This is a genomic window from Luteococcus japonicus, from assembly GCF_003752415.1.
In the GTDB taxonomy this organism is placed as follows: Bacteria; Actinomycetota; Actinomycetes; order Propionibacteriales; family Propionibacteriaceae; genus Luteococcus; species Luteococcus japonicus.
In genome coordinates this window covers 3,049,188-3,072,596 of the sequence record NZ_RKHG01000001.1, presented here as the reverse complement: position 1 = coordinate 3,072,596, position 23,409 = coordinate 3,049,188, and the positions used below count along the sequence as shown (strand labels likewise).

Here is a 23,409-nt window from a genome sequence, read left to right as displayed (position 1 = left end):
CGTCGCGCCGAAGGCGCGCTCAGGCTCCCATCGAATGCACGCCGCCGTCGACGTGGATCATCTCGCCGGTGGTCTTGGGGAACCAGTCGCTCAGCAGCGCGACGACGCCCTTGGCGGTTGGCACCGCATCCTGCAGGTCCCAGCCCAGCGGGGCGCGGTCGTCCCACACGTCGTTGAAGGTGTTGGAGCCGGGGATGGCCTTCTTGGCGATGGTGTCCAGTGGGCCGGCGGCGATGATGTTGCAGCGCACGCCCTCGGGGCCCAGGTAGCGGGCGAGGTAGCGGCTGGTGGACTCCAGGGCCGCCTTCGCGACGCCCATCCAGTCATAGGTGGGCCAGGAGATGCGGCCGTCGAAGCTCAGGCCGACGACGCTGACGTCGTCGCTGAACAGCGGCTTGCAGGCCATGGTGAGGCTGGCCAGTGAGTAGCTGGAGACCTTGAGCGAGGTGGCAACGTCCTCCCACGGGGTGGTGAGGAAGCCTCCGCCCAGGGCGGTCTCCGGGTTGGCGAAGGCGATGGAGTGCACGACACCGTCGATCGTGTCGAAGCCGTTGGCGCGCAGTACGTCGGGCAGCGCGGCCAGGGCCTGTTCGTCGGTGACGTTGAGCTCGATCACCGGCGGCACCGGGTCGAGCGCCTTCACGACGCGGTTGGTGAGGCTCAGCGCGCGGCCGAAGTTGCTCACGATCACCGTGGCGCCTTCCTCCTGCGCGATCTTGGCCACCTGGTAGGCGATGGACGTCTTGTGCGTGACGCCGGTGACCAGGATGTTCTTGCCTTCGAGGATTCCCATGGACTGCCTTCTGTGCTTGGTCTTGCGGAGGGGGTGGAGGGGTCAGTGTCCCATGCCGAGGCCACCGTCGATGGGCACGACGGCCCCGGTGACGTAGCCGGCGGCATCACTGGTGAGGTAGCGGACGGCGGCGGCGATGTCGTCGGTGCTGCCGAGCCGGCCCACCGGGATGGACTTCTTGTAGGACTCGATCAGATCGTCGGAGAGCACGGCGGTCATGTCGGTCTCGATGAAGCCCGGCGCCACCACATTGCAGGTGATGCCGCGGCCGCCGAGCTCACGGGCGACGCTGCGGGACATGCCCACCAGCGCGGCCTTGGAGGAGGCGTAGTTGACCTGTCCGGCCGAGCCCAGCAGCGCGACGACGGAGCTGATCAGCACGATCCGGCCGTGGCGGGCCTTCATCATGGGGCGCACGGCACGGCGCACGACGCGGAAGGTGCCGGTGAGGTTGGTGTCGATGACCTGCTCGAAGTCGGCGTCGCTCATCCGCATCAGCAACCCGTCCTTGGTGATGCCGGCATTCGCGACAAGGATCTCCACCGGGCCGTGGGCCTCCTCGACGGCCTTGAAGGCCGCCTCGACCTGCTCCGGGTCGGTGATGTCGCACTGCACGCCGAGCACGCCGTCGGGGACGTCGCCGGAGCGGTAGGTGGCGGCCACCTTGTGCCCGGCCGCGGCGAGGTCCGCGGCGATGGCACGGCCGATGCCCTTGCTGCCGCCGGTCACCAGCACGCTACGGGCTGTGTGCGAGGGGGTCTGGGGGTCGATGGTGTCTTGGCTCACCGTCCCACGCTATCCGCGCGGGCCTCGACGCCCCGGTGTTCGGGCACACAATGTCGTCCGGTTTTGTTTGGAGGTTCCGCTGCGGTCGTAGAGTGGCTGGGTGACCACCGAAAGCTCTGCGCGCAGCACCGCCGATGCTGCGTCCGCTGACGAGCCCGTCGTCATCACCGACGCCCGGATGGCACAGAGTGACGACATCGACATGCGCCAGCGTCGCTATGTCATCACGATGGTGGTCCGCACTCTGTGCTTCGTCTGGATGTATCTGGTGCGCAGCCAGGGAATCTGGCTGTGGGTGGCGATGGCCGGGGCGGCGGTGCTGCCCGGTGTCGCCGTCGTGTTGGCCAATGCCCGTGACAATCGCACCCATCCGCAGGACCTCAATCCCGTCGACGAAGCCGAGGTCAGTGTGCCGAGGCTCGCCCCCGGTCCGGTGATCAGGGGCACTGTCGTCAACGACGGGTAGGGTCGGGGCCGTGAAGAAGCTGTGGGTGCGCTGGATCGGGTTGCTGGTCTTCGTGGCGCTGTTGGGCGCCGCCTTCGTCCGGCTGGGCGAGTGGCAGATGCACCGGCTGGAATGGCGTCGCGGCGTCAACGCCCGGATCGTGGCCTACCAGCAGCAGCCCCCGAAGCCCTATGAAGAGGTCTTCACCCACGAGATCACCGACAACGAGCAGTGGCAGCGAGTCACCGCGACCGGCACCTTTGACGCCAAGAACCAGGTGCAGGCGATGTACCGCAACCAGAATGACCAGGCCGGCAGCGAGGTGGTCACCCCGCTGCGCACGACCAAGGGCCATTGGCTGCTGGTTGACCGCGGCTTCATCCCGCGCGAACAGGGCGGCAAGGAGATTGCCGTACTCCCCGATCCCCCGTCGGGCACCGTGACGGTGACGGGCTATGTGCGCCGCAGCGAGCACGGCAAGGACAATGCCATCACTCCGCAGGATGGCATGGCACGGCTGATCAATGCGCCGGCGATCGGGAAGTCCCTCAACCGGGAGGTGCTGGACGGCTATGTGGGGCTGACCGAGGTCAAGCCCGCCCAGTCCGGCAACCTCAAGCCGATGACCACACCAGAGCTCGACGACGGTCCGCACCTGTCCTATGCCGTCCAGTGGTTCTGCTTCACCGGCATCGCCGTCGCGGGTGCCGGAATCCTGATCCGCGGTGACCTGCGTGACCGCAAGAAGGCGCTCGCCAAAAAGGCGCGTGCCGAACAGCGGGCCCGCGAGGGTACCGTTGCCACACCCGATTCCCAGGAGGTTGACGATGCAGCTCGGTCTTGACGGCAAGGTCTTCGTGGTGACGGCCGCCAGCTCTGGTCTGGGGCTGGCGACGGCCCGCGAGCTGGTGGCTGAGGGTGCCCAGGTGGTGCTGGTGGCACGCCGCGCCGAGGTGCTCGACGGCCTGGCCACCGAGCTGGGCGCCGCCACCCTGGCGGCGGACCTGGCTGATCCCCAGACCCCGCAACGCGCGGTGGACCTGGCCCTGGAGCGCTTCGGCCGCGTGGACGGTGCGCTGGTCAGCGTCGGTGGCCCGCCCAAGGGCAGCGTGCTCGGCACCACCGACGAGCAGTGGACGCAGGCCTTCGCCTCGGTCTTCCTGCCCGCCCTGCGCACCGCGCGAGCCGTCTTCGGGGCGAACCCCGCCGCGCGGATGGGCTTCGTGCTGTCCACCTCCGCCAAGGCACCGCTGCCGCAGATGGCGCCGAGCAATGGCCTACGCCCCGGCCTGGCGATGCTGATCAAGCAGCTGGCCGACGAGGTGGGCCCCCAGGGCGGCCGGGCCTTCGGCCTGATGCCCGGGCTGGTGGCCACCGACCGGATGACCTATCTCTACGCGCAGACCGAGGACCCGGCCGCCTCCCGCGCCGCTGACGAGCAGAAGATCCCGCTGCGCGCACTCGGCGAACCCGAGCAGTTCGGCAAGGTGGCCTGCTTCATGCTCTCCGATGCCGCCGGCTATGTCTCCGGCAGTCTGGTGGCCGTCGACGGCGGCTCGCTGCGCACCATCTGACGTGGGAATCGACGCCGCCGTCGCGCTCTTGGCCTGCCCCACCTGCCAACAGCCCCTGACACGCGAGGAGGGACGCCTGGTCTGCCGTCGCGGGCACAGCTTCGACATCGCGAAGCAGGGGCACGTGAACCTGTTGGGCCGCGCCGCACCGCAGAACGCCGACACCGCGGACATGGTGGCCGCCCGGGCACGCTTCTTGGGCGCCGGGCACTACGAGCCCATCATCGATGCCCTGGTGGGACGGGTGCGTGATGCCCGTCGCGTGGTGGAGGTGGGTGCCGGCACCGGGCACTACCTGGCCGGGGTGCTGGACTCGCAGCCACGGGCGGTGGGTCTGGCCACCGACATTTCCCCGATGGCCTGCCGCCGGGCCGCCAAGGCGCATCCTCGGATAGGTGCGGTGGTGGCCGACACCTGGGCGGGTCTGCCGGTGCGTTCCGGGGTGGCCGACGTCCTGTTGTGCTGCTTCGCGCCGCGAAATCCCGTCGAGTTCGCGCGGATCATGGCTCCGGGCGGTGTGTTGTTGGTGGTCACCCCGAATGAGGGGCACCTGGCACAAGCGCGGGAGTCACTGGGCCTGTTGGGCATCCAGGACGACAAGTTGGCCAAGTTGAACCGCAGCATGGCCGGTGCCTTCGAGGCCGTCTGGAGCCAGCGGATCCGTTGGACCATGGACCTCGATGCCGCCGCGGTGACGGACCTGGTGCAGATGGGTCCCAATGCCTTCCACGAGCACGGCGCGGTGTCCGAACAGATGAGCGTCGACGCCGACGTGCAGCTCAGTGTCTTTCGACGCCCGGGGATGTGAGCCCGACGGGATCTGGGCGGCCGAGTTCGAGGGTGCGGCTGGGTGTGACCAGATAGCGGAAACCCAGTGGGGTCTGCCACAGGAAATGCCCAGGCAGGGGCTGCTCGAGGCGGTAGCCGCCGTGGGTCTTCGCCCGGTGGGTCTTGCGGGTCAAGGGGCCGAGATTGTCCGGGCTGGTTGATCCAGAGGCCTCGACAGGCTCGGCCGACGTCCCCCGAGCTTGTCGAGGGGTGAAGGGAATGGTGTGGTCCAGGTCCAATCCCGGGGATTTTCGTGAGGAATACGGAAACACCTCGAAGGGATTGCGGTATTCAATCGCTTCCCGCATGGTGGGCGGGCATTCATAACAATCACTGGCCACTTGCCGATTGGCATCAATCACCGGACGCACCGTGAATTGATGATCCGGAAGCAAATCTCTCAGCCATTCCGCCAGGAGTGGCCCGATGCCCTTGGCCCGCACGATCCCTTCCCCGGCACTCAGCGTGGCGTCGGTCAGGTGCACCACGATGCTGGCCTTCGGTGCCAGGTCCTTCGCCTCGACCAGGAGGGTGCCGCAGGCATGCCCCACCTGACCATGCAGGTGGCAGTCGGTGGTGACGTCCAGGCCGGGGAGTTGATCCAGCAGGCAGGCCTGCATCAACTGCAGCGCCCGGGCCGGGTCGGCGAGGATCCCCAACGCCTTCGCCCGGCGGGCATTCACCGTGTCAGTGGAGCCGCCGGCCTTGAGGATCCCGGCCAGATGATCGAGGGTGGCATCCAGCCGCACGGCATCCGGGGCATCCATCACGGCAGCGACATCGGCAATGCCGTTCTCACCCACCGCGATCCAGACGCCGCGGGCCTCCTTGGCCTCGGCGCGGCGTTGTTCGGCCTCGTCAACCGGGAGATGATCAAGGACCATCCCGGCGACCAAGTTCTTCACCCGACGCCGGGTCATGCCGGGGATCTGCCGGGCCAATTGAAGATCAACAAGCCCCGCCGAATGCTGGTCCAAGACGCGGGTGGCGCCGGCGATGTCCCGGGCGGTCCACACCTCCACCTCACCATCAAGGGTCTGCTCCCAGACGTGTGGGAGGCGGTGGCGAAGATCAAGAACATCCGCGATCAAGGCATGAGCGGCAACATCACGCAGCCTGAGCGCGGCAGCAAGTTCCAGAGTGGCGAACTCGGCCACCGGCGGGGTCCCCTCACCACCCAACTGGACGAGCTGCTCGACACCGGGCACCAGCAAGCTCTGGTCGACGTGTCCGTTGAGGTCGGCGAAGTGCGCGACCATCTGCAATTCCTGCGCTTCGAGAATGCGGCGCTGGCGACGGTTTTCCCGGACCGCTTCGACCAGATCCGCGGCATTGTCCGGCAACCGGAATCCCTGCTCGTCCATGAGCTGTCCACCTCCCCCGAAGTGCTCTTGCTGAATGCCTCAATTCTACCCCGAAGCGATCTGTATTCAAAGAGGTTTTCGAAAATTGCTGGCGCAAGAAAGGCCCATCCAGCGAGTGTCCTCAGACACCTCACCCGGTACTGTCGAAGGCATGAACCTGTCACTGGTGGCGCTGCGACTTCCCGAGGAGGACGATGGCCTGGTCAGCTTCCTCACCAGCAATTCCTTCCCCTTCCACGTGGGGCGCACACCCAGCATGGACGAGGCTCGGCGACGCATCGAATCTGGCTCCTTTGCCGACGACGAGCACCAGACCTTCTGGCTGGTTGACCAAGAACTTGGACGGATCGGATTCATCCGCCTGGAGGACCTCGCCGATGACACCCCAATGTTCGACCTGCGACTCGCCGACGAGCACCGCGGCCGCGGTCTGGGTGTCTTGGCCCTCAGGGCTGCGGCTGACCACATCTTCACGACGCTTGAGGTCAATCGCTTCGAGGGCTGCACCCGCGCCGACAACCTGCCCATGCGTCGCACCTTCGAGAAGGCTGGCTGGGTACAGGAGGCGCATTTCCGACAGGCCTGGCCTGTTCAGGGTGAGCCTCCCGCCGATGCCGTCAACTACTCGATCCTGCGCCAGGACTGGGAGTCTGGATCCCGCACCCCAACGGCCCCTCTGGGCGGCAACGGTGTTCACCACATCGAACTGTGGACCCACGACCTGGCTGGGACCGAGGCCAGCTTTGGCTGGTTGATGACGGCGCTGGGCTGGCCCCTGGTGGAGCAGGACTGGGAACAGGGACGCAGCTGGCAGCACCCCTCGGGCGCCTACCTGGTGCTGGAGCAGTCCCCGGCCCTGACCGGCCAGCGCCATGACCGGCTGCAGCCCGGCCTGAACCATCTCGCCTTCACCGTCACGTCCCGAGACGCCCTCGACGCGCTGCGACGCGATGCCCCCGCCCACGGGTGGCGTGAGCTGTTCGAGGACCGGTACCCCACCGCTGGCGGTCACGAGGTTCAGCGCGCGACGTGCACGCGCACTCCGGCCGCAACGAACTCGTCCAACAGTTCCGGCGGGGCCTCCGAGGTGGTCACCAGGTCGTCGAGGTCCTCGATGACTCCGAAGCGGAAGGTGGAGGTGCGGGTCAGCTTGTTCCCCGTCGCAGCCAGGACGACACGCGACGAGGCCGCAATGATCGCCCGCTTGATCTGGGCGTCCTCATGGGTGGTGACGGTCAGCCCCTGACTGGGGTTGACGGAACAGGCCCCCATCACGGCAAGGTCCGCCCGGAAGTCCGACAGCGCCGCCAGGGATGCGGCGCTCCCACTGCGCAGGCTCGGGAACTGCACCGGGCCGCCGGGGGTGATCACCACCGGACCGGGTTCGGCGCTCATCTCCACGGCAGCGCGCAGGGACACTCACAGCGTGGTCACCCGTCGCCCGGCGAGTGCACGAGCCACCACATCCATCGTGGACCCGTTGTCCAGGATGATCGACATGTCGTCGCCAACCAGACCACCGATCAGGTGGGCAATGGACTGCTTGCCGTCGGCATTCTCCGCGGCACGCAGCTCATAGGGCAGCGGCGCCCCGCGCAGGTCCACGGCCACCGCTCCCCCATGGACCCGACGCACCAGGCCGTGACCCTGCAATTCGGTCAGGTCACGACGGATGGTCACGGCGGAGGCGCCGGTGAGTTCGCTGAGGGCCTCGACGGAGATCGGCTGCCTACCCAGCGCTTTGATGATCATTTTCTGCCGAGATGATCGTTGCACGCGATCATTTGATCACACATTCTGGGCTCATGAGGAACTTCTGGAACAAGATCTGGGCCGTCCTGTCCACCGAGGGGCTGACCGTCACCAGCACCCTGCTCTTCGGCAACCCCGAGGAAGGGGCCATCGCATGACCCGCATCGACCATGCCGCCCTGTACGTCGCGGACCTCGAGACCGCCCGGGACTTCTTCGTGACCTGGTTCGGCGCCACCGCCAATGAGGGCTACCACAACCCGAGGACCGGGCTGCGCACCCACTTCCTGAGCTTCGAGGGCGACGCGAAGCTGGAGATCATGACCCGCCCCGGCATCGAGCGGGCCCGAGAGGAGGGCCTGCTGGGCTGGGCACACGTCGCTCTTGACGTCGGCTCCCCACAAGCAGTTGATGACCTGGCCGCGCGCCTCACCGAGGCAGGCTTCCAGGTCATCAATGGTCCACGTACCACGGGCGACGGCTACTACGAGGCCGTGGTGCTGGACCCCGAGGGCAATGAGGTCGAGATCATCGGATGAGCCATCACTCGAACTGCGAGTGGTACAGCTGCGCGTAGGGGCCGTCGGCCGCGAGCAGCTCGGCATGCGTGCCACGCTCGACGATCCGACCGGCCTCCAGCACCAGGATCTGGTCCGCGGCTCGCACCGTCGACAGCCGGTGGGCGATCACCACCGACGTCCGGTCCGCCATCGCGGCGTCCAGGGCCCGCTGCACCGCCACCTCCGACTCGCTGTCCAGGTGCGCCGTCGCCTCGTCGAGGACGACGATCGGAGGGGCCTTGAGCATTAGCCGCGCAATGGCGAAACGCTGCCGCTCGCCGCCGGAGAGCCGGTAGCCGCGCTCCCCCACCATCGTGTCCAGACCATCGGGCAGCCGGTCCACCAGCGGCAGGATCTGCGCCGCGGCCAGGGCATCGCGCATCTGCTGCTCGCTGGCGCCGGGCGCACCGTAGGCCAGGTTGTTGCGGATGGTGTCGTGGAACATGTGCGCGTCCTGCGTCACATAGCCCACCATCTGTTGCAGCGACTCCTGGGTGAGCTCCCGCACGTCATCGCCTCCCACCCGCACGCGGCCTTCGGTGACGTCGTAGAGGCGGGTGAGCAGATTGGTGATGGTGGTCTTGCCCGCACCCGAGGGCCCCACCAGCGCGACGGTCTGCCCGGGTTCGGCCCGGAAGCTCACGTCGTGCAGCACCTGCTGGTTGCGGCTCTCGTGACCGGGAGTGACGGGCTCCAGCGAGGGAAGGGAAACCAGCTCCGGGTCCGGATAGGTGAAGCCGACCTGTTCGAAGTCGATCGACGGCACCCCGGAGGCACGACGGGCCTCGGGCGCATCGGTGATCAGCGGCTTGAGGTCCAGCACCTCGAAGACCCGCTCGAAACTGACCAGGGCACTCATCACGTCGATCCGCACATTGGTCAGCTGCACCAGCGGACCGTAGAGCCGCGCCAGGAGCCCCGCCAGGGCGGTCAGGGTGCCGACGGTGAGGCTGCCCTTGATCGCCATCCAGCCACCGGCGCCATAGACCAGCGCCGTGGCCAGCGCCGCCACCAGGGTCATCGCCGTCATGAACAGCCGCCCCACCATCGCGATGGTCACGCCATTGCCGCGCAAGGCCTCAGCCTTGCCGGCGAAGACCTCGTGCTCATGGGAGGGCCGTCCGAAGAGCTTGACCAACAGCGCCCCGGAGACCGTGAAGCGTTCGGTCATCATGGCCGAGAGCTCACCGTTGAGCTGCATCGAGTCCCTGGTCAGGTTGGCCAGCCGACCGCCCACGATGCGGGCCGGGATCAGGAAGACGGGCAACAGCACCAGGGAGGCCAGCGTGAGCTGCCAGCTCAGCGAGATCATCGCAGCCAGCACGAGCACCAGGGAGATCACATTGCTCAGCACGCTGGACAGGGTGGTGGTGAAGGCCCGCTGGGCCCCCAAGACGTCGGACTGGAGCCGGCTGACCAGCTTTCCCGTGTGGGTGCGGGAGAAGAAGGCCAATGGCATCGAGCTGACGTGGTCGAAGACCTGGGTGCGCAGGTCATAGATCAGGCCCTCACCTACGCGGGCCGAGCACCAGCGTTGCAGGATGCCCAGGACGGCCTCGGCCACGGCGAGCGCGGCCACGATGCCCGCCATCCGCAGCACCAGGCCGGTGTCACCCTTCAGCACGCCGTCGTCGACGATGGTCTTGAACAACAGAGGGGGCACGACGCCCGCCACGGCGGAGAGCACGACGCAGACCAGGAAGACCAGCAGAAGTCCCTTGTAGGGGGCGCCATATCCGATCACCCGTCGCACCGTACCCGGCGCAAGGTCATGGTTCTTCAGTTCGGGGTCCTTCTTCAGGCCCCCCATCATCCGGCCACTGGGGCCACCCATCCCGCTCATCGTGGCCCCCTGCCCGCCACCCCGCAAGTGGCTACTTGTTCTTCTTCTTGGATTTCTTGTCCCTCTTCTGCTTCTTGGGCTTCTTGGGCTTCTGCGCGGGCGCCTCGACGGGCGCGGCCTGCGCAGATTCCTTGTTCTTCCTGGCCGGCTTGTCGGCCTTCTTGACCTTGGCCAGCTTGTCGACCTTCTCGACCTTGGCGGGCTCCTCCGCCTTCTTGGCCTTGGCCGGTTCCTCGGCCTTCTTGACCTTGGCCGGCTTGTCGATCTTCGCGGGCTTGTCGATCTTCGCCGGCTGGACAGCCTTGGCCGGCTTCTTGACCTTGGGCTTCTTCTCGACGGGTTCGTGGGCCGCGACGGCGACCTCCTTGGGAACCTTGGACCCTTCAACCACGGCGGGCCGCCGATTATTCCCCCGGGCGATCCGGGCGCGCTGCGCCCCGGCCGCCCCACGGGTTGCTCCGCCGCGCCCGCGGAGCGTCACGCCGGCTTCCTTCAGCAGGCCCTGCACCCAGCCATAGGAACGTCCAAGATCATCTGCCATGAACCGGATGGACTCACCCCGCCCATAGCGCGCGGCCAGTTCCGCGGCGACCCGCTCGCGTTCGGCTCCCGTGATACGCGCGCCACGGCCCAGGGGGCTGGCGAGGGTGGATGCGGCCATGACAGGTCCCTTCGTCGCACACCGCCACGTCTGGCGGTGTTGACCAAGATCAAATCACACCGGTGGCCGCCACCGCAGGCGACATACCGGCATCGCCCTCAGGCCAGGGCGACGATGTCGCGGTAGTCCTGGCTCCACAGGTCCTCGTCACCATCGGGCAAGAGCAGCACCCGGTCCGGGTCCAGCGCATCGACGGCACCCGCGTCGTGCGTGACCAGGACGATCGCACCGGTGTAGCTGGCGATCGCCTTGAGCACTTCCTCTCGGCTGGCCGGGTCGAGGTTGTTGGTGGGCTCGTCGAGCAGCAGCAGGTTCGCCGAACTGACCACGAGCATGGCAAGGGCCAGACGGGTCTTCTCGCCACCGGACAGCACCCGGGCGGGCTTGTCGACGTCGTCGCCCGTGAACAGGAAGCTGCCCAGCACCTTGCGGCATTCGGTGGCGTTCATGTTCGGTGCACTGGCCACCATGTTGTCGAGCACGCTCGACGACAGGTCGATCAGGTCGTGCTCCTGGGCGAAGTAGCCGACGCGCAGGCCGTGGCCCGGGATGAGCCGGCCGGTGTCCGACTCCTCGACGCCCGCCAGGATCCGCAGCATGGTGGTCTTGCCCGCGCCGTTGAGACCCAGGATGACCACTTTGGAGCCCTTGTCGATGGCGAGGTCGATGCCCGTGAAGATCTCGAGCGAGCCGTAGGACTTGCTGAGCCCCTCCGCCATCAGCGGCACCTTGCCCACCGGAGCGGGCTCCGGGAAGCGGATGCTTGCCACCTTGTCGGCCTCGCGCTCGGCCTCCAGCCCACCCAGCATCCGTTCGGCGCGCCGCTGCATGTTGTGCGCGGCGGCGGCCTTGGTGGCCTTGGCACCGAGCTTGTCGGCCTGCAGCATCAACTGCGCGGCCTTCTTCTCGGCATTGGCGCGCTCGCGACGACGACGCTTCTCGTCAGTCTCGCGCTGCTTGAGGTAGAGCTTCCAGCCCATGGAGTAGACGTCGATCTCGGCACGGTTCGCGTCCAGGTGGAAGACCTTGTTCACCGTCGCCTCGAGCAGTCCCACGTCGTGGCTGATCATGATCAACGCACCCGGATAGGTCTTGAGGAAGTCGCGCAGCCAGGTGATGGAGTCGGCGTCCAGGTGGTTCGTGGGCTCGTCGAGCAGCAGGGTGTCGGCGCCCGAGAAGAGGATGCGGGCCAGTTCGATACGGCGACGCTGACCGCCGGACAGGTTCTGCAGGGGTTCGGCCAGCACCCGGTCGGGAAGGCTCAGGTTGGCCGCGATCCGGTGCGCCTCACTCTCCGCGCCGTAACCGCCGGCGGCGACGAACTGCGCCTCTGCCTTGGAGTAGGCGGTCATGGCCGCCTCACGCTCGGCACCCGTGGTGGTGCTCATCTGCTCTTCCAGGTCACGCATCTTCACGATCACCCGGTCGAGCCCGCGCGCCGAGAGGATCCGGTCGCGGGCCAGGACGTGGAGGTCACCGTCGCGAGGATCCTGCGGCAGGTAGCCGAGCTGACCGGTACGGGTCACCTCGCCGCCCGCGGGCAGCCCCTCACCAGCGAGGATCCTGGTCAGCGTGGTCTTTCCGGCACCATTGCGGCCCACGAGACCGATCCGGTCACCGGGGATGACCTGGAAGGAGATGGGAGACAGCAGTAGGCGGGCGCCGGCCCGCACTTCGAGATCCTTGACTTGCAGCACGTCTTCAAGTCTCCCATCCCACCCCGTCCCCCGTCGAAAGCCCGCCAGCTGGTTGCCAGCCGCCGGCTCACCCCCGAGCGGGGAGCCGGCGGCTGGATGGGGAAGGAGGCAGGTGTCAGCCCAGCAGCTTCAGGCGGGCCGGGTCGTTCGCGAAGGCCTCCTTGGCGTTGTCCTTGGTGACGACGACCGGATCCAGCTGGAAGAGCGACACGTCGACCTTGCCGTTGTTGGCCTTGTCCTCCGTGGTGGGGCTTTCGCCCTTCTGGAAGGCCTGGATCAGCTCGACGGTCTTGGCGACCAGCTTGTCCGTGGGCTTGTAGACGGTGCAGTACTGGGTGCCCCTGGCCACCAGGGCCACCGACTCGTTCTCGGCGTCCAGCCCGGTCACCACGGGCTGGGTCTGCCCGGCCTGCTTGCAGGAGGTCAGGATCGCGCGGGCGATGCCGTCATTCGGCGACAACACTCCGTCGATCTTCTTGCCCGAGTAGTTGCCGGACAGCAGCGAGTCCATCCGCGACTGCGCCTTGCCGTTGTCCCAGTCAGGAGTGGCGCACTGGGTGAACTTGGTCTGGCCGGAGACGACGACCACAGTCTTGTCGTCGATCTTGGGCTGCAGCACGCTCATGGCGCCCGTGAAGAAGTTCGGGGCGTTGGGGTCTGCCGGACCGCCACCGAAGAGTTCGATGTTGTAGGGGCCCTCGCCCTTGACGGCCTTGAGGCCGTCGAGCAGGGCCTGGCCCTGCAGCTCACCGGTGCGCAGCGAGCCGAACTGCACGACGCCGTCGATGGCGGCCGTGTTCTCGATCAGGCGGTCGTATCCCAGGACCTTCACGCCAGCATCATGGGCCTTGGTGAGCACGGTGCCCAGCTGCTTGCCGTCGATGGGGCCGACGACGATGACCTTGGCGCCCTGCTGGATCATCGTCTCGATCTGGGACTGCTGCTGGGGAACCTTGTTGTCGGCGGCCTGGACGATGGCCTTGAAACCGGCCTTCTCCAGCTGCTCCTTGAACATGTCCTGCGCCTCCTTCCAGTTCTGCGTGCCCAGCCAGGGCAGCGAGATGCCGATGGTGGCATCGGCGGCAAAGCCGGCACCGCCGGCCGAGGAGCCGGAGCTGGCAGAGGCGCCCGCGCTCGAGCCGCCGTCGCGGCCGCCGCCGCAGGCGCTCAGACCAACCAGTGCGGTCATGCCGGCAGCGCCGCCGAGAAGTGACCTACGCGTGACCTTCATGGGTTTTCCTTTCGTGGTGCCGAGAATCCTCGACGTGGATGGTGCCGGACGCCCTCGTCCAGCGGGAGTGGGGAGGTTCAGTGGGTGGCGGGGTCTGCCTGGATGGCCGGCGCCTCGGGGGTGTGGTCCGCGGGGGCGGCGGGAACGGGCTTGTCCTCGTTGATCTTGTTGCCGCCGCTCAGCCTGCCGATGATCGAAGGTCGCCCCTGGGTCTTGTTGTAGACGTCGAAGGCGACGGCGCCCAGCAACACCAGGCCCTTGATCACCTGCGTGCGGTCCTGGCCGACGCCCAGCAGGCTCAGCCCGGAGTTCAGCACCGCCATCACCAGGCCACCGATCAGGGATCCCATCACGGTGCCGATGCCACCGCTGACTGCCGCGCCACCGATGAAGACGGCGGCGATGGCGTCAAGCTCCCAGTTCGTCCCGTCGGTCGGGCCGGCAGCGGTGGAGCGGCCGAGGAAGAGGATGCCCGCCAGTGCGGCCAGGAAGGACATGTTGAGCATCACCAGGAAGTAGGTGCGCTGGACATTGACACCGCTCAGGCCGGCGGCGGCCTTGTTGCCACCCACGGCATAGACGTGGCGGCCGAAGCGGGTCCGCTCGGTGATGGTGTGGTACACGATCGCCAGCACCAGCAGGATGACACCGGGCACGGGGAAGGAGGTCCCGGAGCGGCCGGAACCGAAGATCCAGGTCAGGTAGCCGATGACGAGGGTGATCAGTGCGATCCGAACGAGGGTGGCCCACAGTGGCGACTCGACCCCGCGGCGCAGGCTCTGGCGCCGGCCGGACAGTTCCTTGAAGACGAACCAGCAGATGCCCAGCAGACCGAGCAGCAGGGTGGAGTTGTTCATCCCGGTGGCACCCGGGCCCCACTCGGGCAGGTACCCGGCGCCGAACCACTCCAACTCGGCCGGCGCGGCCACGGAGATGGAGCCGGACATCCAGATCACGGCGCCGCGGAAGATCATCATGCCCGCCAGGGTGGTGATGAATCCCGGGATGCCCACCTTGGCCAGCCAGAAGCCATGCCAAGCACCGATCAGGATGCCCATGCCCATGCCTGCCAGGACGGCGGACCACCAGGGCCAGCCGTGATTGGTGGCCATCATCGAGCAGAACATGCCGACAAAGCCGGCCACCGAACCCACCGAGAGGTCGATCTGCCCGATCACGATCACCATCAGCATGCCGATGGCCATGATCAACACATAGGCATTGCCGGTGATCAGGTTCTGCATGTTCGACGGGGTCAGCATCTTCCCGCCGGACTTGATCTCGAAGAAGATGGCGAGCACCACCATGGCGAGCACCATGGTGTACTGCTGCAGGTTGTTGCCGAGGACTTGCTTCAGCGCTTTCATGCGGGGCTCCCAGTGGAAGTGGTGGTCATCCGACGCATCAGGGACTCCTGGTCCGCGTCGGCGGCGTCGAGGCAACCGGTGATCCGGCCCTCGCAGATGGTGTAGATCCGGTCACTGACACCGAGCAGCTCGGGCAGTTCGGAGGAGATCATGATCACGGCCTTGCCCTCGTCGGCGAGCTTGTGGATCAGCTTGTAGATCTCGTACTTGGCGCCGACGTCGATGCCGCGGGTGGGCTCGTCGAGGATCAGCACCTTGGGTTCGGGGTACATCCACTTGGCCAGCACCACCTTCTGCTGGTTGCCACCGGACAGGGTGGCGACACCGACATCGGTGGTGGGTGTCTTGATCCGCAGGTCCTGGCGGTACTGGTTGGCGACGTCCTTCTCCCGCCCCAGGTCCAGCAGGAAGCCCTTGATGATGGCCTTGAGGTTGGCCGCGGTGACCGTTGTCTTGATGGAGTCAAGCAGGTTGAGCCCCAGCGTCTTGCGGTCCTCGGTGACATAGGCGATGCCCAGGTCAATGGCCTGCTGGACGGTCTTGGGGTTGACCCGCTTGCCGTCCAGGACCATCTCCCCGCTGCGGTAGATGCCGTAGCTGCGGCCGAACAGGCTGCGGGCCAGCTCGGTGCGTCCGGCGCCCATCAGGCCGGCGAAACCGACGATCTCACCGGCGCGCACGGTGAAGTCCGCGTGCTTGGTGACCAGCCGACCGGGCACGTCGGGGTGTTCGACGGTCCAGTCCTTGACCTCCAGCAGCACCTCGCCGGGGTGCGACGCGTGGTCCGGGTAGCGGTTCTCGATGGAGCGGCCGACCATCGCCTTGATGATCCGGTCCTCGTCCACCTGCCCGGCCACCACGTCATAGGTCTCGACGGTCTTCCCGTCGCGAATCACGGTGACGGCGTCGCTGATGGCGGCGATCTCGTTGAGCTTGTGGCTGATCATGATCTGGGTGATGCCCTTGGCCTTCAGGCCACGCATCAGGTCCAGTAAATTGGCCGAGTCGTCCTCGTTGAGGGCGCTGGTGGGCTCGTCGAGGATCAGCAGCTTCACGTTCTTGCTGAGCGCCTTGGCGATCTCCACCAGCTGCTGCTGGCCGACGCCGAGCCGCTTGACCGGGGTGTCGGCATTGATCTCCAGACCGACGCGTGCCAGCAGGTCCATCGCCCGAACACGTGCCTCCTGCCAGTCAATCAGACCTCCCTTGGTCACCTCCTCGCCGAGGAAGATGTTCTCCGTGACGGACAGTTCCGGAATCAGCGCGAGCTCCTGATGGATGATCACGATGCCCTCGGCCTCGGAGTCCTTGATGCCGCCGAAGCTCATCTCTCGTCCGTCGAACAGGATCTGGCCTTCATAGCTGCCGTGCGGGTAGACACCGGACAGCACCTTCATCAGGGTGGACTTGCCGGCGCCGTTCTCGCCGCAGATGGAGTGGATGTCAGCTCGACGCACGCGCATCGTGACGTCATCCAGTGCCCGGACACCCGGGAAGGTCTTCGTGATGCCGCGCATCTCGAGGATGATGTGTGGTTCGTCGGCCATCGCTCGTCTCCTTTGACTCGCCAACGCACGGGCCCCAACCCGGCGAAGCTGAACTCAACGTAGATCCGCCCCCGGCTTGGCGTCAAGAGTTGAAGTCAACCGTGATCAATTCGTGACCTTCCCTTCAGGTTTCCCGGATTCTTGACTTTGGGACGTGAACCGAAGCATGGTCGTGTGACAGGCTGGGCAGACATTCCGATCCAATGAATTCCACACCGTGAATTCCACACCGCAGGAGGTGGTCCCCGTGGCATCCGGCCACCAGACTGCCCCCGGCTCCCAGACCTCCCTGCGGGAACAGAACAGCCAACGCATCCTCGACGGGGTGCGCACCTTCGGCGCAATCACCCAGGTGGAATTGGCCGCCGCCACCGGCCTGTCGCCGGCAACGGTCTCCAACATCGTCAAACAGCTGGAGTCCGAAGGACAGCTCGTGACCAGCGCCACCACCCGCTCCGGCCGTCGGGCCCAGCAGGTCAGCCTGGCTCGCAACTCAGCCCTCAGCTTCGGCGTCCGCATCGGGCCGCGTGCGCTGAGCGCCTACCTCGGCGACGCGTCGCACACGGTCCAGCACGCCCGGCATCTGCCCCTGCCCCACGAACACCGCTACGACACGACGCTGGACCGCGTCGCCCTCCTCGTGGGCGAGGCCACCGAGGAGGTGGGGGCCAGCCTCGACGACGTCGCCACCATCGGCGTCGCACTGCCAGACGTGCTTTCCGCCCAGCTCACCGCCGGTTCGCTGCCTGGCTGGGAGGAGGTCGACGTCGCCGAGACCCTCTCCCGACGCCTGGATCGTCCCGTGGTCCTCGAGCGGCAGGCTGACGCCGCGGCCGTTGCCGAGTACCGCTTCGGAGCGCTGCGCGGAGCCGACGTGGCCCTGTACATCCGGGTGGGTGACGGCGTGGAGGCGTCGCTGCTGCTGGACGGGCGCCCGCACCGTGGCCGGTCTGCCGCGGTCGGCGCCCTGGGGCATGTCCAGGTGGATCCGGCCGGCGCCATGTGCCGCTGCGGCGCGCGGGGCTGTCTCAACACCGTCCTGTCCCCCATCGCCCTGGCGGACCTGCTGCGCCTGAGCCACGGACCCATGGGGCTTCGACAAATCATCCAGGCCGCCAACCGCGGGGATGCCGGCTGCCGTCAGGTCATCGCCGACGGCGCCGCGGCACTGGGCCGCGTCGTGGCCAACACCGCCATGGTGCTGGGGCCGGACCGGATCCTGGTCAGCGGGGAACTCTCCGAGACGGGCCGGCTCCTGCTGGACCCGGTGCGCGAGGCGCTCAATGCCCGGACACTGCTCGGCGACGTCGATGACCTGTTGGTCGACCCCCAACTCGGACGTGATGCGGAGGCCATGGGCGCCTCCGCCCTCGCCCACGACGGCGCAGGCCTGCCCGTCGTGTCAGGAAGGAGTGCCACGTGAGGGATGCACTGCTCAGCCTCCGCCGGATCAGCCGGACCTTCGGGGGTGTCCAGGCCGCCGTCGACGTCGACCTCGACGTCCATCGCGGGGAGGTGTTGGCCCTGGTGGGAGACAATGCCGCCGGCAAGTCCACCATCGCCCGGCTGATGGGCGGCGTGTTGCAGCCCACCTCCGGCGAGATCTGGTTCGACGGCCGCCAGGTGTCGATCCCCTCACCGCGTGCCGCGACCGCCCTGGGGATCGCGTCGGTCTTCCAGGAATCCTCCCTGGTGGAGAACCTCGACGTGGTCGACAACCTCTATCTGGGCCAGGAGCTGCGCACCCGGCTCGGCCTGCTGGACCACCACCTGATGCGCCAACAGGCCCGTCACCACCTGGGTGCCCTGAGCGCTCGGGTGCCGGACCCGTCGGTGCCCCTGCGCCAGCTGTCCGCGGGCCAGCGGCAGTGCGTCGCCATCGCCCGGACCCTGGTCAGCGATCCCAGCCTGGTGGTGCTCGACGAGCCCACGGCCTCACTGTCGGTGGGACAGACCGCGGAAGTGCTGAGCTACATCGACGGCCTGCGCGAGCAGGGGCTGGGAGTGGTGCTGATCAGCCACAACCTCGGCGACGTGCGTGCCATCGCGGACCGGATCGAGGTGCTGCGCCATGGCCGCAACAATGGCAGCTTCCTGGCCGACGAGGCCAGCTATGAGGCGGTGCTGGCGGCCATCACCGGGGCCACCCACCTGCCACCCCGTCGGTGACCGTTTGGCAAGACCAACGTGCATTCCCCCGGGAAGTGCGAGAGAGTTCCTTTGGTGGTTGACATTGCGGGCGATTGAGCACCGTTCGCGAGCGTCCCACCGCGTGCCGCGAGCCCCTAATCGCGGCACAACACGCCAGCGGCGGCCGGTGACCCCTGTGGGGGGAGGTCCCGGCCGCCGCTGGTCAACACACGGAAGGACGCGCAAGCTCCTTGCACCGATGGCGAGCGGAGGCGAAGCCGCAGCGAGCCGGTGTGTCTAGACGTTGAAGCCGATGGAGCGCAGCTGCTCGCGGCCGTCGTCGGTGATCATCTCCAGCGACCACGGCGGCAGCCAGACCCAGTTGATCGTCGCGCTTTCAACCAGGCCCTCGAGAGCGGCCTGCGTGTCGTACTCGATCCGGTCGGTCAACGGGCAGGTGGGGCTGGTCAGCGTCATGTCGATGGTGGCGTGGTTCTGCTCGTCGACGTGCACGCCGTAGACCAGGCCGAGGTCGACGACGTTGACCATCAGCTCGGGGTCGACCACGTCGCGCATGGCCTCCTCGACGTCCTCGATCAGCGCGATCTTCTTCGCCTCGCCGGTGGGCAGCTCGTCCTTGACGAGGTCACTGGGACGGCTGGCCTCTGTCGCGTCTGCATTGTGGCCCTCATGGGGTTCGTACACCTCAGTGCTCCTCAGTGGTGTCGTGGGTTGGTTGGGGGTCCTGGGCGCCCTGGGCGCGCAGGATGGCGTCACGCACGGCCGACCAGCCAAGCATGGCGCACTTGACGCGCGCGGGGAACTGGCTGACGCCGACGAAGGCGATCCCGTCCTCCAGGCGGTCCTCGTCCGGTTCGGCCTTGCCCTGGCTCTGCATCATCTCCAGGAATTCGTCGTGCAGGGCCATGGCGTCGGCCACCTCGCGTTCGATGAGCAGTTCGCTCATCACGCTCGTGGAGGCCTGGGAGATGGAGCAGCCCTCGGAGTGGTAGCTGACGTCCTTGATCTTGTTTCCCTCAAGATCGATCCGCAGGGTGATCTCGTCACCGCAGGAGGGATTGACGTGGTGCACCTCGGCCTGGAAGGGCTCGCGGAGACCGGAGTTCAACTTCTCCCGGTAGTGGTCCAGGATGATCTCCTGGTACATCTGTTCAACGCTCATCGCGTCTCCTTCCTTGCCCTGCGGCGGATCCGGCCGGCGCCACCCGTGGCGAACTTCCCCGCGAAGAAGTCGCGGGTGTGGACAAGTGCCTCCGCCAGCGCATCCACCTCGGCAGGCGTGGTGTACAGGTAGCCGCTGGCCCGCACCGACGACTGGATCCCCAGCCGGTCGTGCAGCGGACGCGCACAGTGGTGACCACCGCGCACGGCGACACCGCGGGCATCCAGCATCTGCATGATGTCGTGCGGATGCACTCCCTCCAGGGTGAAGGCCACCGCTCCCCCGCGCTCCACGTTCTGCGTGGGGCCGAGGATCCGCAGGCCCTCGATCTGCTGCAGCCGCTCCAGCATGAGCCCGGTGATCATGGTCTCGTGGTCCGCGATCCGGTCCATCCCGAGGCCGTCGACGTAGTCCAGCGCCGCGGCCAGACCGACGGCCTGGACGACCGGCGGGGTGCCCGCCTCGAAGCGGTAGGGCGGCGGGGCGAAGGTGGATCCGGTCATCCGGACCACCTCGATCATCTCGCCACCCCCCAGGAAGGGCGGCAGCTCGGCCAGCACCTCGTGGCGTCCCCACAGGACGCCGATGCCGGTGGGACCGCAGATCTTGTGGCCGGTGAAGGCCAGCAGGTCACAGCCAAGTTCGGCCACCGAGGTGGGGCGCTGCGGGACGCCCTGGGATCCGTCGACCACCATCGTCGCGCCGACGGCGTGTGCCATCTCGGCGATCCTCGCCACGGGGTTCACGGTGCCCAGCACATTGCTGATCCAGGTTACCGAGACGATCTTGGTCTTCTCGTTGATCAACCCGTCACGCTCGGCCGCCTCAAGATCGAGACGCCCCTCGTCGGTGATGTCGAACCAGCGCAGGGTGGCGCCGGTGCGCTCGCAGACCAGCTGCCACGGCACGATGTTGGAGTGGTGCTCCATCACGGAGACCACCACCTCGTCGCCGGGCTTGAGCGAGGCGCCCAGGGTGTTTGCGGCCAGGTTGAGGGCCTCCGACGCGTTCTTGGTGAAGACCACCTCGTCCGGGCTCTTCGCCCCGAGGAAGCGGGCGATCCGGGCGCGGGCGCCCTCGAAGGCCTCGGTGGCCTCCCCGCCCAGCAGATGCATGGCGCGGGCGACATTCGCATTGTGCTGCAGGTAGTGCTCGCTGATGACGTCGACCATCTGGCGCGGCTTCTGCGAGGTGTTGGCGCTGTCCAGGTAGACCAGCGGATGGTCACCGACGGTGCGCTGCAGGATCGGGAAGTCGGCGCGGATGCGGTCAACGTCGAGTGTCTCGACGGTTGTGGGAATTGTTCCCATGATGTGCTCCTTGCCTTGCGGGGGCGTGGGCCCCGGAGTGCGGGACCCACGCGGTGAGGACTGCTCAGGCCTGGGCCTGGGCGGCCTTGATGTACTTCTCGTAGCCCTCGGCCTCGAGGTTCTCGGCCAGCTCCTTGCCGCCCTCGGCCACCATCCGGCCATCGACGAAGACGTGCACGTGGGTGGGGTGCACGTAGCGCAGGATGCGGGTGTAGTGGGTGATCAGCAGCACGCCACGGTCACCCTGCTCGCTGAAGCGGGTGATGCCCTCGGAGACGACGCGCAGGGCGTCGATGTCCAGGCCCGAGTCGGTCTCGTCCAGCACGGCCACCTTCGGGTTCAGCAGCTCCAGCTGGGCGATCTCGTGGCGCTTCTTCTCGCCACCGGAGAAGCCCTCGTTCACGGAACGGGCGCTGAACTCCTTGTCCAGCTGCATCTTCTCCAGCGCGGCGTTGACGTCCTTGACCCAGGTGCGGACCTTGGGGGCCTCACCGTCCAGGGCCGTCTTGGCGGAGCGCAGGAAGTTCGCGACGCTGACGCCGGGGACCTCGACGGGGTACTGCATGGCCAGGAAGAGGCCGGCGCGGGCGCGCTCGTCGACGGTCATCTCGGTGAGGTCCTGGCCGTCCAGCAGCACCTTGCCCGAGGTGATCGTGTACTTGGGGTGGCCGGCGATGGAGTAGGCCAGGGTGGACTTGCCGGAGCCGTTCGGACCCATGATGGCGTGCACCTCGCCGTCATTGATGACCAGGTTCACACCCTTGAGGATCTGCTTGGGACCGGTCTCGGTCTCGACGTCAACGTGCAGGTCGATGATTTCCAGCTTCGACATTCTCAGTTCTCCAGGGTTTGGGTGGTCTTGATGGGGTTGTCGAGGTCGACGAGCACGCGGCCGTCCTCGATGGTGGTCGGGTAGACGGGCACGGGCTCGGTGGCCGGCAGGTCCAGAGGCTCGCCGGTGCGCAGGTCGAAGCGTGCACCGTGGCGCCAGCACTCCAGGGTGCTGTCCTCCACGTCGCCCTCGCTCAACTTGATCTTGGCGTGGCTGCACTCGTCGAAGATCGCAAAGACCTCCTCACCGCTGCGCACGAGGGCCAGGTCCACGTCGCCGACGGTGACCGCCAGCGGCGTCTCGCCCAGCTCGTCGAGCGCGCAGGCGTCGACGAGGCTCACTTCTCGGCCTCGAGCGTCTGGGTGACGACGGCGAGCTCCTTCTCGACGGCCTGCATCAGGCGCTCCTCGACGGCCTCGACGCCGATCCGGCGCACGATGTCGACGAAGAAGCCGTGCACCACCAGGCGGCGGGCCTCCGCCTCCGGGATGCCGCGGCTCATCAGGTAGAAGAGCTGGTTGTCGTCGAAGCGGCCCGTGGTGGAGCTGTGCCCGGCGCCGGCGATCTCGCCGGTCTCGATCTCCAGGTTCGGCACGCTGTCGGCCTTTGCGCCCTCGGTGAGCACCAGGTTCTTGTTGGCCTCGTAGGTCTCGATCTCCTCCGCGACCTTGCGGATCAGCACGTCGCCGATCCACACCGAGTGGGCACCCTGGCCCTGCAGCGCGCCGCGGTAGTCCACATTGGACTTGGTCCGGGGTGCGTTGTGGTCCACGAAGATGCGGTGCTGGATGTGCTGGCCCGCGTCGACGAAGTAGACGCCGTACTGGTTGAGTTCGCCACCGGGGCCGGCATAGCGCACGTCCTCCTGCAGGCGGATCACGTCGCCGCCGAGGCTGGCGGTGACCATCTTGACGCTGGCATCGCGGCCCACCAGCACCGAGCGCTGGCCACCGTGGACGGCCTTGTCAGCCCAGTCCTGGAGGGTGACGATGCTGACCTGGGCACCGTCGCCGACGCGGATGTCGGTCTTCTCCGCGAAGGTCCCCTCGCCCAGATAGTGCAGGATGATGGTCGCCTTGGCGAAGGCGCCGACGGTGATCACGGTGTGCTCACTGACCACGCCGCCGACGCCCGTGCCGGTCAGCTGGATCGGCTCGGCCACCTCGAGCTCGGCGGGGATGTCCAGCCGCACCCCGTAGGCGGCATTCTCGGCGGCCAACGCGCTGACGCGGTCGAGGGGGGCCTCGACGGCCAGCTCGCGCGCCTCTTCCTTGGAGATGGAGCTCAGGGTGACGCCCTCGGGGATGCTGGTCTGCCAGTCGAGGTTGTCGCTGGTCAGCTTCGCCCGCAGCAGCGGGGCGATGCGCTTCATCGGCGTGAAGCGCCAGATCTCCTCGCGGCCGGTCGGCTCGGGGTGGTCGGACAGGTCCCACGAGGGATTGGGGTGCAGGTGCGAGGCAACCGTCTCGATTGCGCCCGCGACAGCCGGTGTGGTGTCGGTGGACAA

Annotated in this window: 22 protein-coding genes and 2 pseudogenes; 8 read left to right on the top strand and 16 right to left on the bottom strand. The window is 67.4% G+C overall.

Annotated elements, in window-relative coordinates:
* Positions 1-19: 19 nt before the first annotated feature.
* Together fabI and EDD41_RS14605 are read right to left on the bottom strand one after the other, a co-directional pair.
* Complete coding sequence (gene fabI, locus EDD41_RS14610) at positions 20-793, bottom strand: enoyl-ACP reductase FabI (protein WP_094765414.1); 774 nt, start codon at positions 791-793, stop codon at positions 20-22.
* Between the two features lie 42 nt (positions 794-835).
* Complete coding sequence (locus tag EDD41_RS14605; RefSeq protein ID WP_179110695.1) at positions 836-1,579, bottom strand: beta-ketoacyl-ACP reductase; 744 nt, start codon at positions 1,577-1,579, stop codon at positions 836-838.
* Between the two features lie 100 nt (positions 1,580-1,679).
* Here EDD41_RS14605 and EDD41_RS14600 point away from each other — a divergent pair, with 100 nt between their 5' ends.
* The 4 genes from EDD41_RS14600 to EDD41_RS14585 are packed head-to-tail and all read left to right on the top strand — an operon-like array spanning position 1,680 to position 4,406.
* Positions 1,680-2,045 (top strand): DUF3099 domain-containing protein, encoded by a 366-nt coding sequence (locus EDD41_RS14600; protein ID WP_123576401.1) that lies wholly within the window; start codon positions 1,680-1,682, stop codon positions 2,043-2,045.
* A gap of 10 nt (positions 2,046-2,055) precedes the next feature.
* Positions 2,056-2,868 carry an SURF1 family cytochrome oxidase biogenesis protein gene (locus EDD41_RS14595; protein ID WP_123576400.1) on the top strand — a complete coding sequence of 271 codons (813 nt, stop codon included), beginning with the start codon at positions 2,056-2,058 and terminating at the stop codon, positions 2,866-2,868.
* Positions 2,852-3,598 (top strand): SDR family oxidoreductase, encoded by a 747-nt coding sequence (locus EDD41_RS14590; protein WP_094765411.1) that lies wholly within the window; start codon positions 2,852-2,854, stop codon positions 3,596-3,598. Before EDD41_RS14595 ends, EDD41_RS14590 begins: the two co-directional genes overlap by 17 nt.
* A 1-nt stretch (position 3,599) precedes the next feature.
* Positions 3,600-4,406, top strand: coding sequence for a putative RNA methyltransferase (locus EDD41_RS14585; protein WP_123576399.1), 807 nt, complete (start codon positions 3,600-3,602; stop codon positions 4,404-4,406).
* Here the strand turns inward: EDD41_RS14585 and EDD41_RS14580 are convergent.
* Complete coding sequence (locus EDD41_RS14580) at positions 4,378-5,790, bottom strand: DUF222 domain-containing protein (RefSeq protein ID WP_123576398.1); 1,413 nt, start codon at positions 5,788-5,790, stop codon at positions 4,378-4,380. The two genes, EDD41_RS14585 and EDD41_RS14580, sit on opposite strands and share 29 nt — an antisense overlap.
* A 34-nt stretch (positions 5,791-5,824) precedes the next feature.
* On the opposite strand from EDD41_RS14580, the pseudogene EDD41_RS17985 reads away from it, so the two are divergent.
* Positions 5,825-6,796, top strand: a pseudogene (locus EDD41_RS17985) (GNAT family N-acetyltransferase); the annotation flags it as partial.
* 11 nt (positions 6,797-6,807) lie between these two features.
* Here EDD41_RS17985 and EDD41_RS14565 read toward each other — a convergent pair.
* A pseudogene (locus EDD41_RS14565) lies at positions 6,808-7,566 on the bottom strand (DeoR/GlpR family DNA-binding transcription regulator).
* Between the two features lie 130 nt (positions 7,567-7,696).
* On the opposite strand from EDD41_RS14565, the gene EDD41_RS14560 reads away from it, so the two are divergent.
* Positions 7,697-8,080 carry a VOC family protein gene (locus EDD41_RS14560; protein WP_123576397.1) on the top strand — a complete coding sequence of 128 codons (384 nt, stop codon included), beginning with the start codon at positions 7,697-7,699 and terminating at the stop codon, positions 8,078-8,080.
* A 4-nt stretch (positions 8,081-8,084) separates the two neighbouring features.
* On the opposite strand, the gene EDD41_RS14555 is transcribed toward EDD41_RS14560, so the two are convergent.
* The 6 genes from EDD41_RS14555 to mmsA all read right to left on the bottom strand — a co-directional run bounded on the left by EDD41_RS14555 (position 8,085) and on the right by mmsA (position 16,447).
* On the bottom strand, positions 8,085-9,944 hold the full coding sequence (locus EDD41_RS14555) for an ABC transporter ATP-binding protein (RefSeq protein ID WP_245995666.1): 1,860 nt from the start codon (positions 9,942-9,944) through the stop codon (positions 8,085-8,087).
* 31 nt (positions 9,945-9,975) lie between these two features.
* Positions 9,976-10,605: a helix-turn-helix domain-containing protein gene (locus EDD41_RS17635; RefSeq protein ID WP_245995665.1), complete on the bottom strand. Its 630-nt coding sequence runs from the start codon at positions 10,603-10,605 to the stop codon at positions 9,976-9,978.
* 98 nt (positions 10,606-10,703) lie between these two features.
* Complete coding sequence (locus tag EDD41_RS14545) at positions 10,704-12,302, bottom strand: ABC-F family ATP-binding cassette domain-containing protein (protein WP_123576395.1); 1,599 nt, start codon at positions 12,300-12,302, stop codon at positions 10,704-10,706.
* A 115-nt stretch (positions 12,303-12,417) separates the two neighbouring features.
* A complete protein-coding gene (locus tag EDD41_RS14540; protein ID WP_094766056.1) occupies positions 12,418-13,533 on the bottom strand; it encodes a substrate-binding domain-containing protein in 1,116 nt (371 codons plus the stop codon).
* Between the two features lie 77 nt (positions 13,534-13,610).
* Positions 13,611-14,900 (bottom strand): sugar ABC transporter permease, encoded by a 1,290-nt coding sequence (locus EDD41_RS14535; RefSeq protein ID WP_094766057.1) that lies wholly within the window; start codon positions 14,898-14,900, stop codon positions 13,611-13,613.
* Entirely contained in the window at positions 14,897-16,447 is a 1,551-nt protein-coding gene (gene mmsA / locus EDD41_RS14530) for a multiple monosaccharide ABC transporter ATP-binding protein (RefSeq protein ID WP_123576394.1), read from the bottom strand. Before mmsA ends, EDD41_RS14535 begins: the two co-directional genes overlap by 4 nt.
* Before the next feature lie 247 nt (positions 16,448-16,694).
* On the opposite strand from mmsA, the gene EDD41_RS14525 reads away from it, so the two are divergent.
* Together EDD41_RS14525 and EDD41_RS14520 are read left to right on the top strand one after the other, a co-directional pair.
* Complete coding sequence (locus EDD41_RS14525; protein WP_170165398.1) at positions 16,695-17,870, top strand: ROK family transcriptional regulator; 1,176 nt, start codon at positions 16,695-16,697, stop codon at positions 17,868-17,870.
* Positions 17,867-18,616, top strand: coding sequence for an ATP-binding cassette domain-containing protein (locus tag EDD41_RS14520; RefSeq protein ID WP_123576392.1), 750 nt, complete (start codon positions 17,867-17,869; stop codon positions 18,614-18,616). The genes EDD41_RS14525 and EDD41_RS14520 overlap by 4 nt, the downstream gene beginning before the upstream one ends.
* 258 nt (positions 18,617-18,874) lie before the next feature.
* On the opposite strand, the gene EDD41_RS14515 is transcribed toward EDD41_RS14520, so the two are convergent.
* The 6 genes from EDD41_RS14515 to sufD form a co-directional block, all read right to left on the bottom strand.
* Entirely contained in the window at positions 18,875-19,207 is a 333-nt protein-coding gene (locus EDD41_RS14515; protein WP_256764323.1) for a metal-sulfur cluster assembly factor, read from the bottom strand.
* 76 nt (positions 19,208-19,283) lie between these two features.
* On the bottom strand, positions 19,284-19,760 hold the full coding sequence (gene sufU / locus EDD41_RS14510) for a Fe-S cluster assembly sulfur transfer protein SufU (RefSeq protein WP_094766062.1): 477 nt from the start codon (positions 19,758-19,760) through the stop codon (positions 19,284-19,286).
* Positions 19,757-21,070: a cysteine desulfurase gene (locus EDD41_RS14505; protein WP_123576391.1), complete on the bottom strand. Its 1,314-nt coding sequence runs from the start codon at positions 21,068-21,070 to the stop codon at positions 19,757-19,759. The genes sufU and EDD41_RS14505 overlap by 4 nt, the downstream gene beginning before the upstream one ends.
* A 64-nt stretch (positions 21,071-21,134) precedes the next feature.
* On the bottom strand, positions 21,135-21,902 hold the full coding sequence (gene sufC / locus EDD41_RS14500; RefSeq protein ID WP_094766064.1) for a Fe-S cluster assembly ATPase SufC: 768 nt from the start codon (positions 21,900-21,902) through the stop codon (positions 21,135-21,137).
* Positions 21,903-21,904: 2 nt separating this feature from the next.
* Positions 21,905-22,243, bottom strand: a complete 339-nt coding sequence (locus EDD41_RS14495) for a non-heme iron oxygenase ferredoxin subunit (protein ID WP_094766065.1) — start codon at positions 22,241-22,243, stop codon at positions 21,905-21,907.
* Positions 22,240-23,409: a Fe-S cluster assembly protein SufD gene (sufD, locus tag EDD41_RS14490; RefSeq protein ID WP_123576390.1), complete on the bottom strand. Its 1,170-nt coding sequence runs from the start codon at positions 23,407-23,409 to the stop codon at positions 22,240-22,242. The genes EDD41_RS14495 and sufD overlap by 4 nt, the downstream gene beginning before the upstream one ends.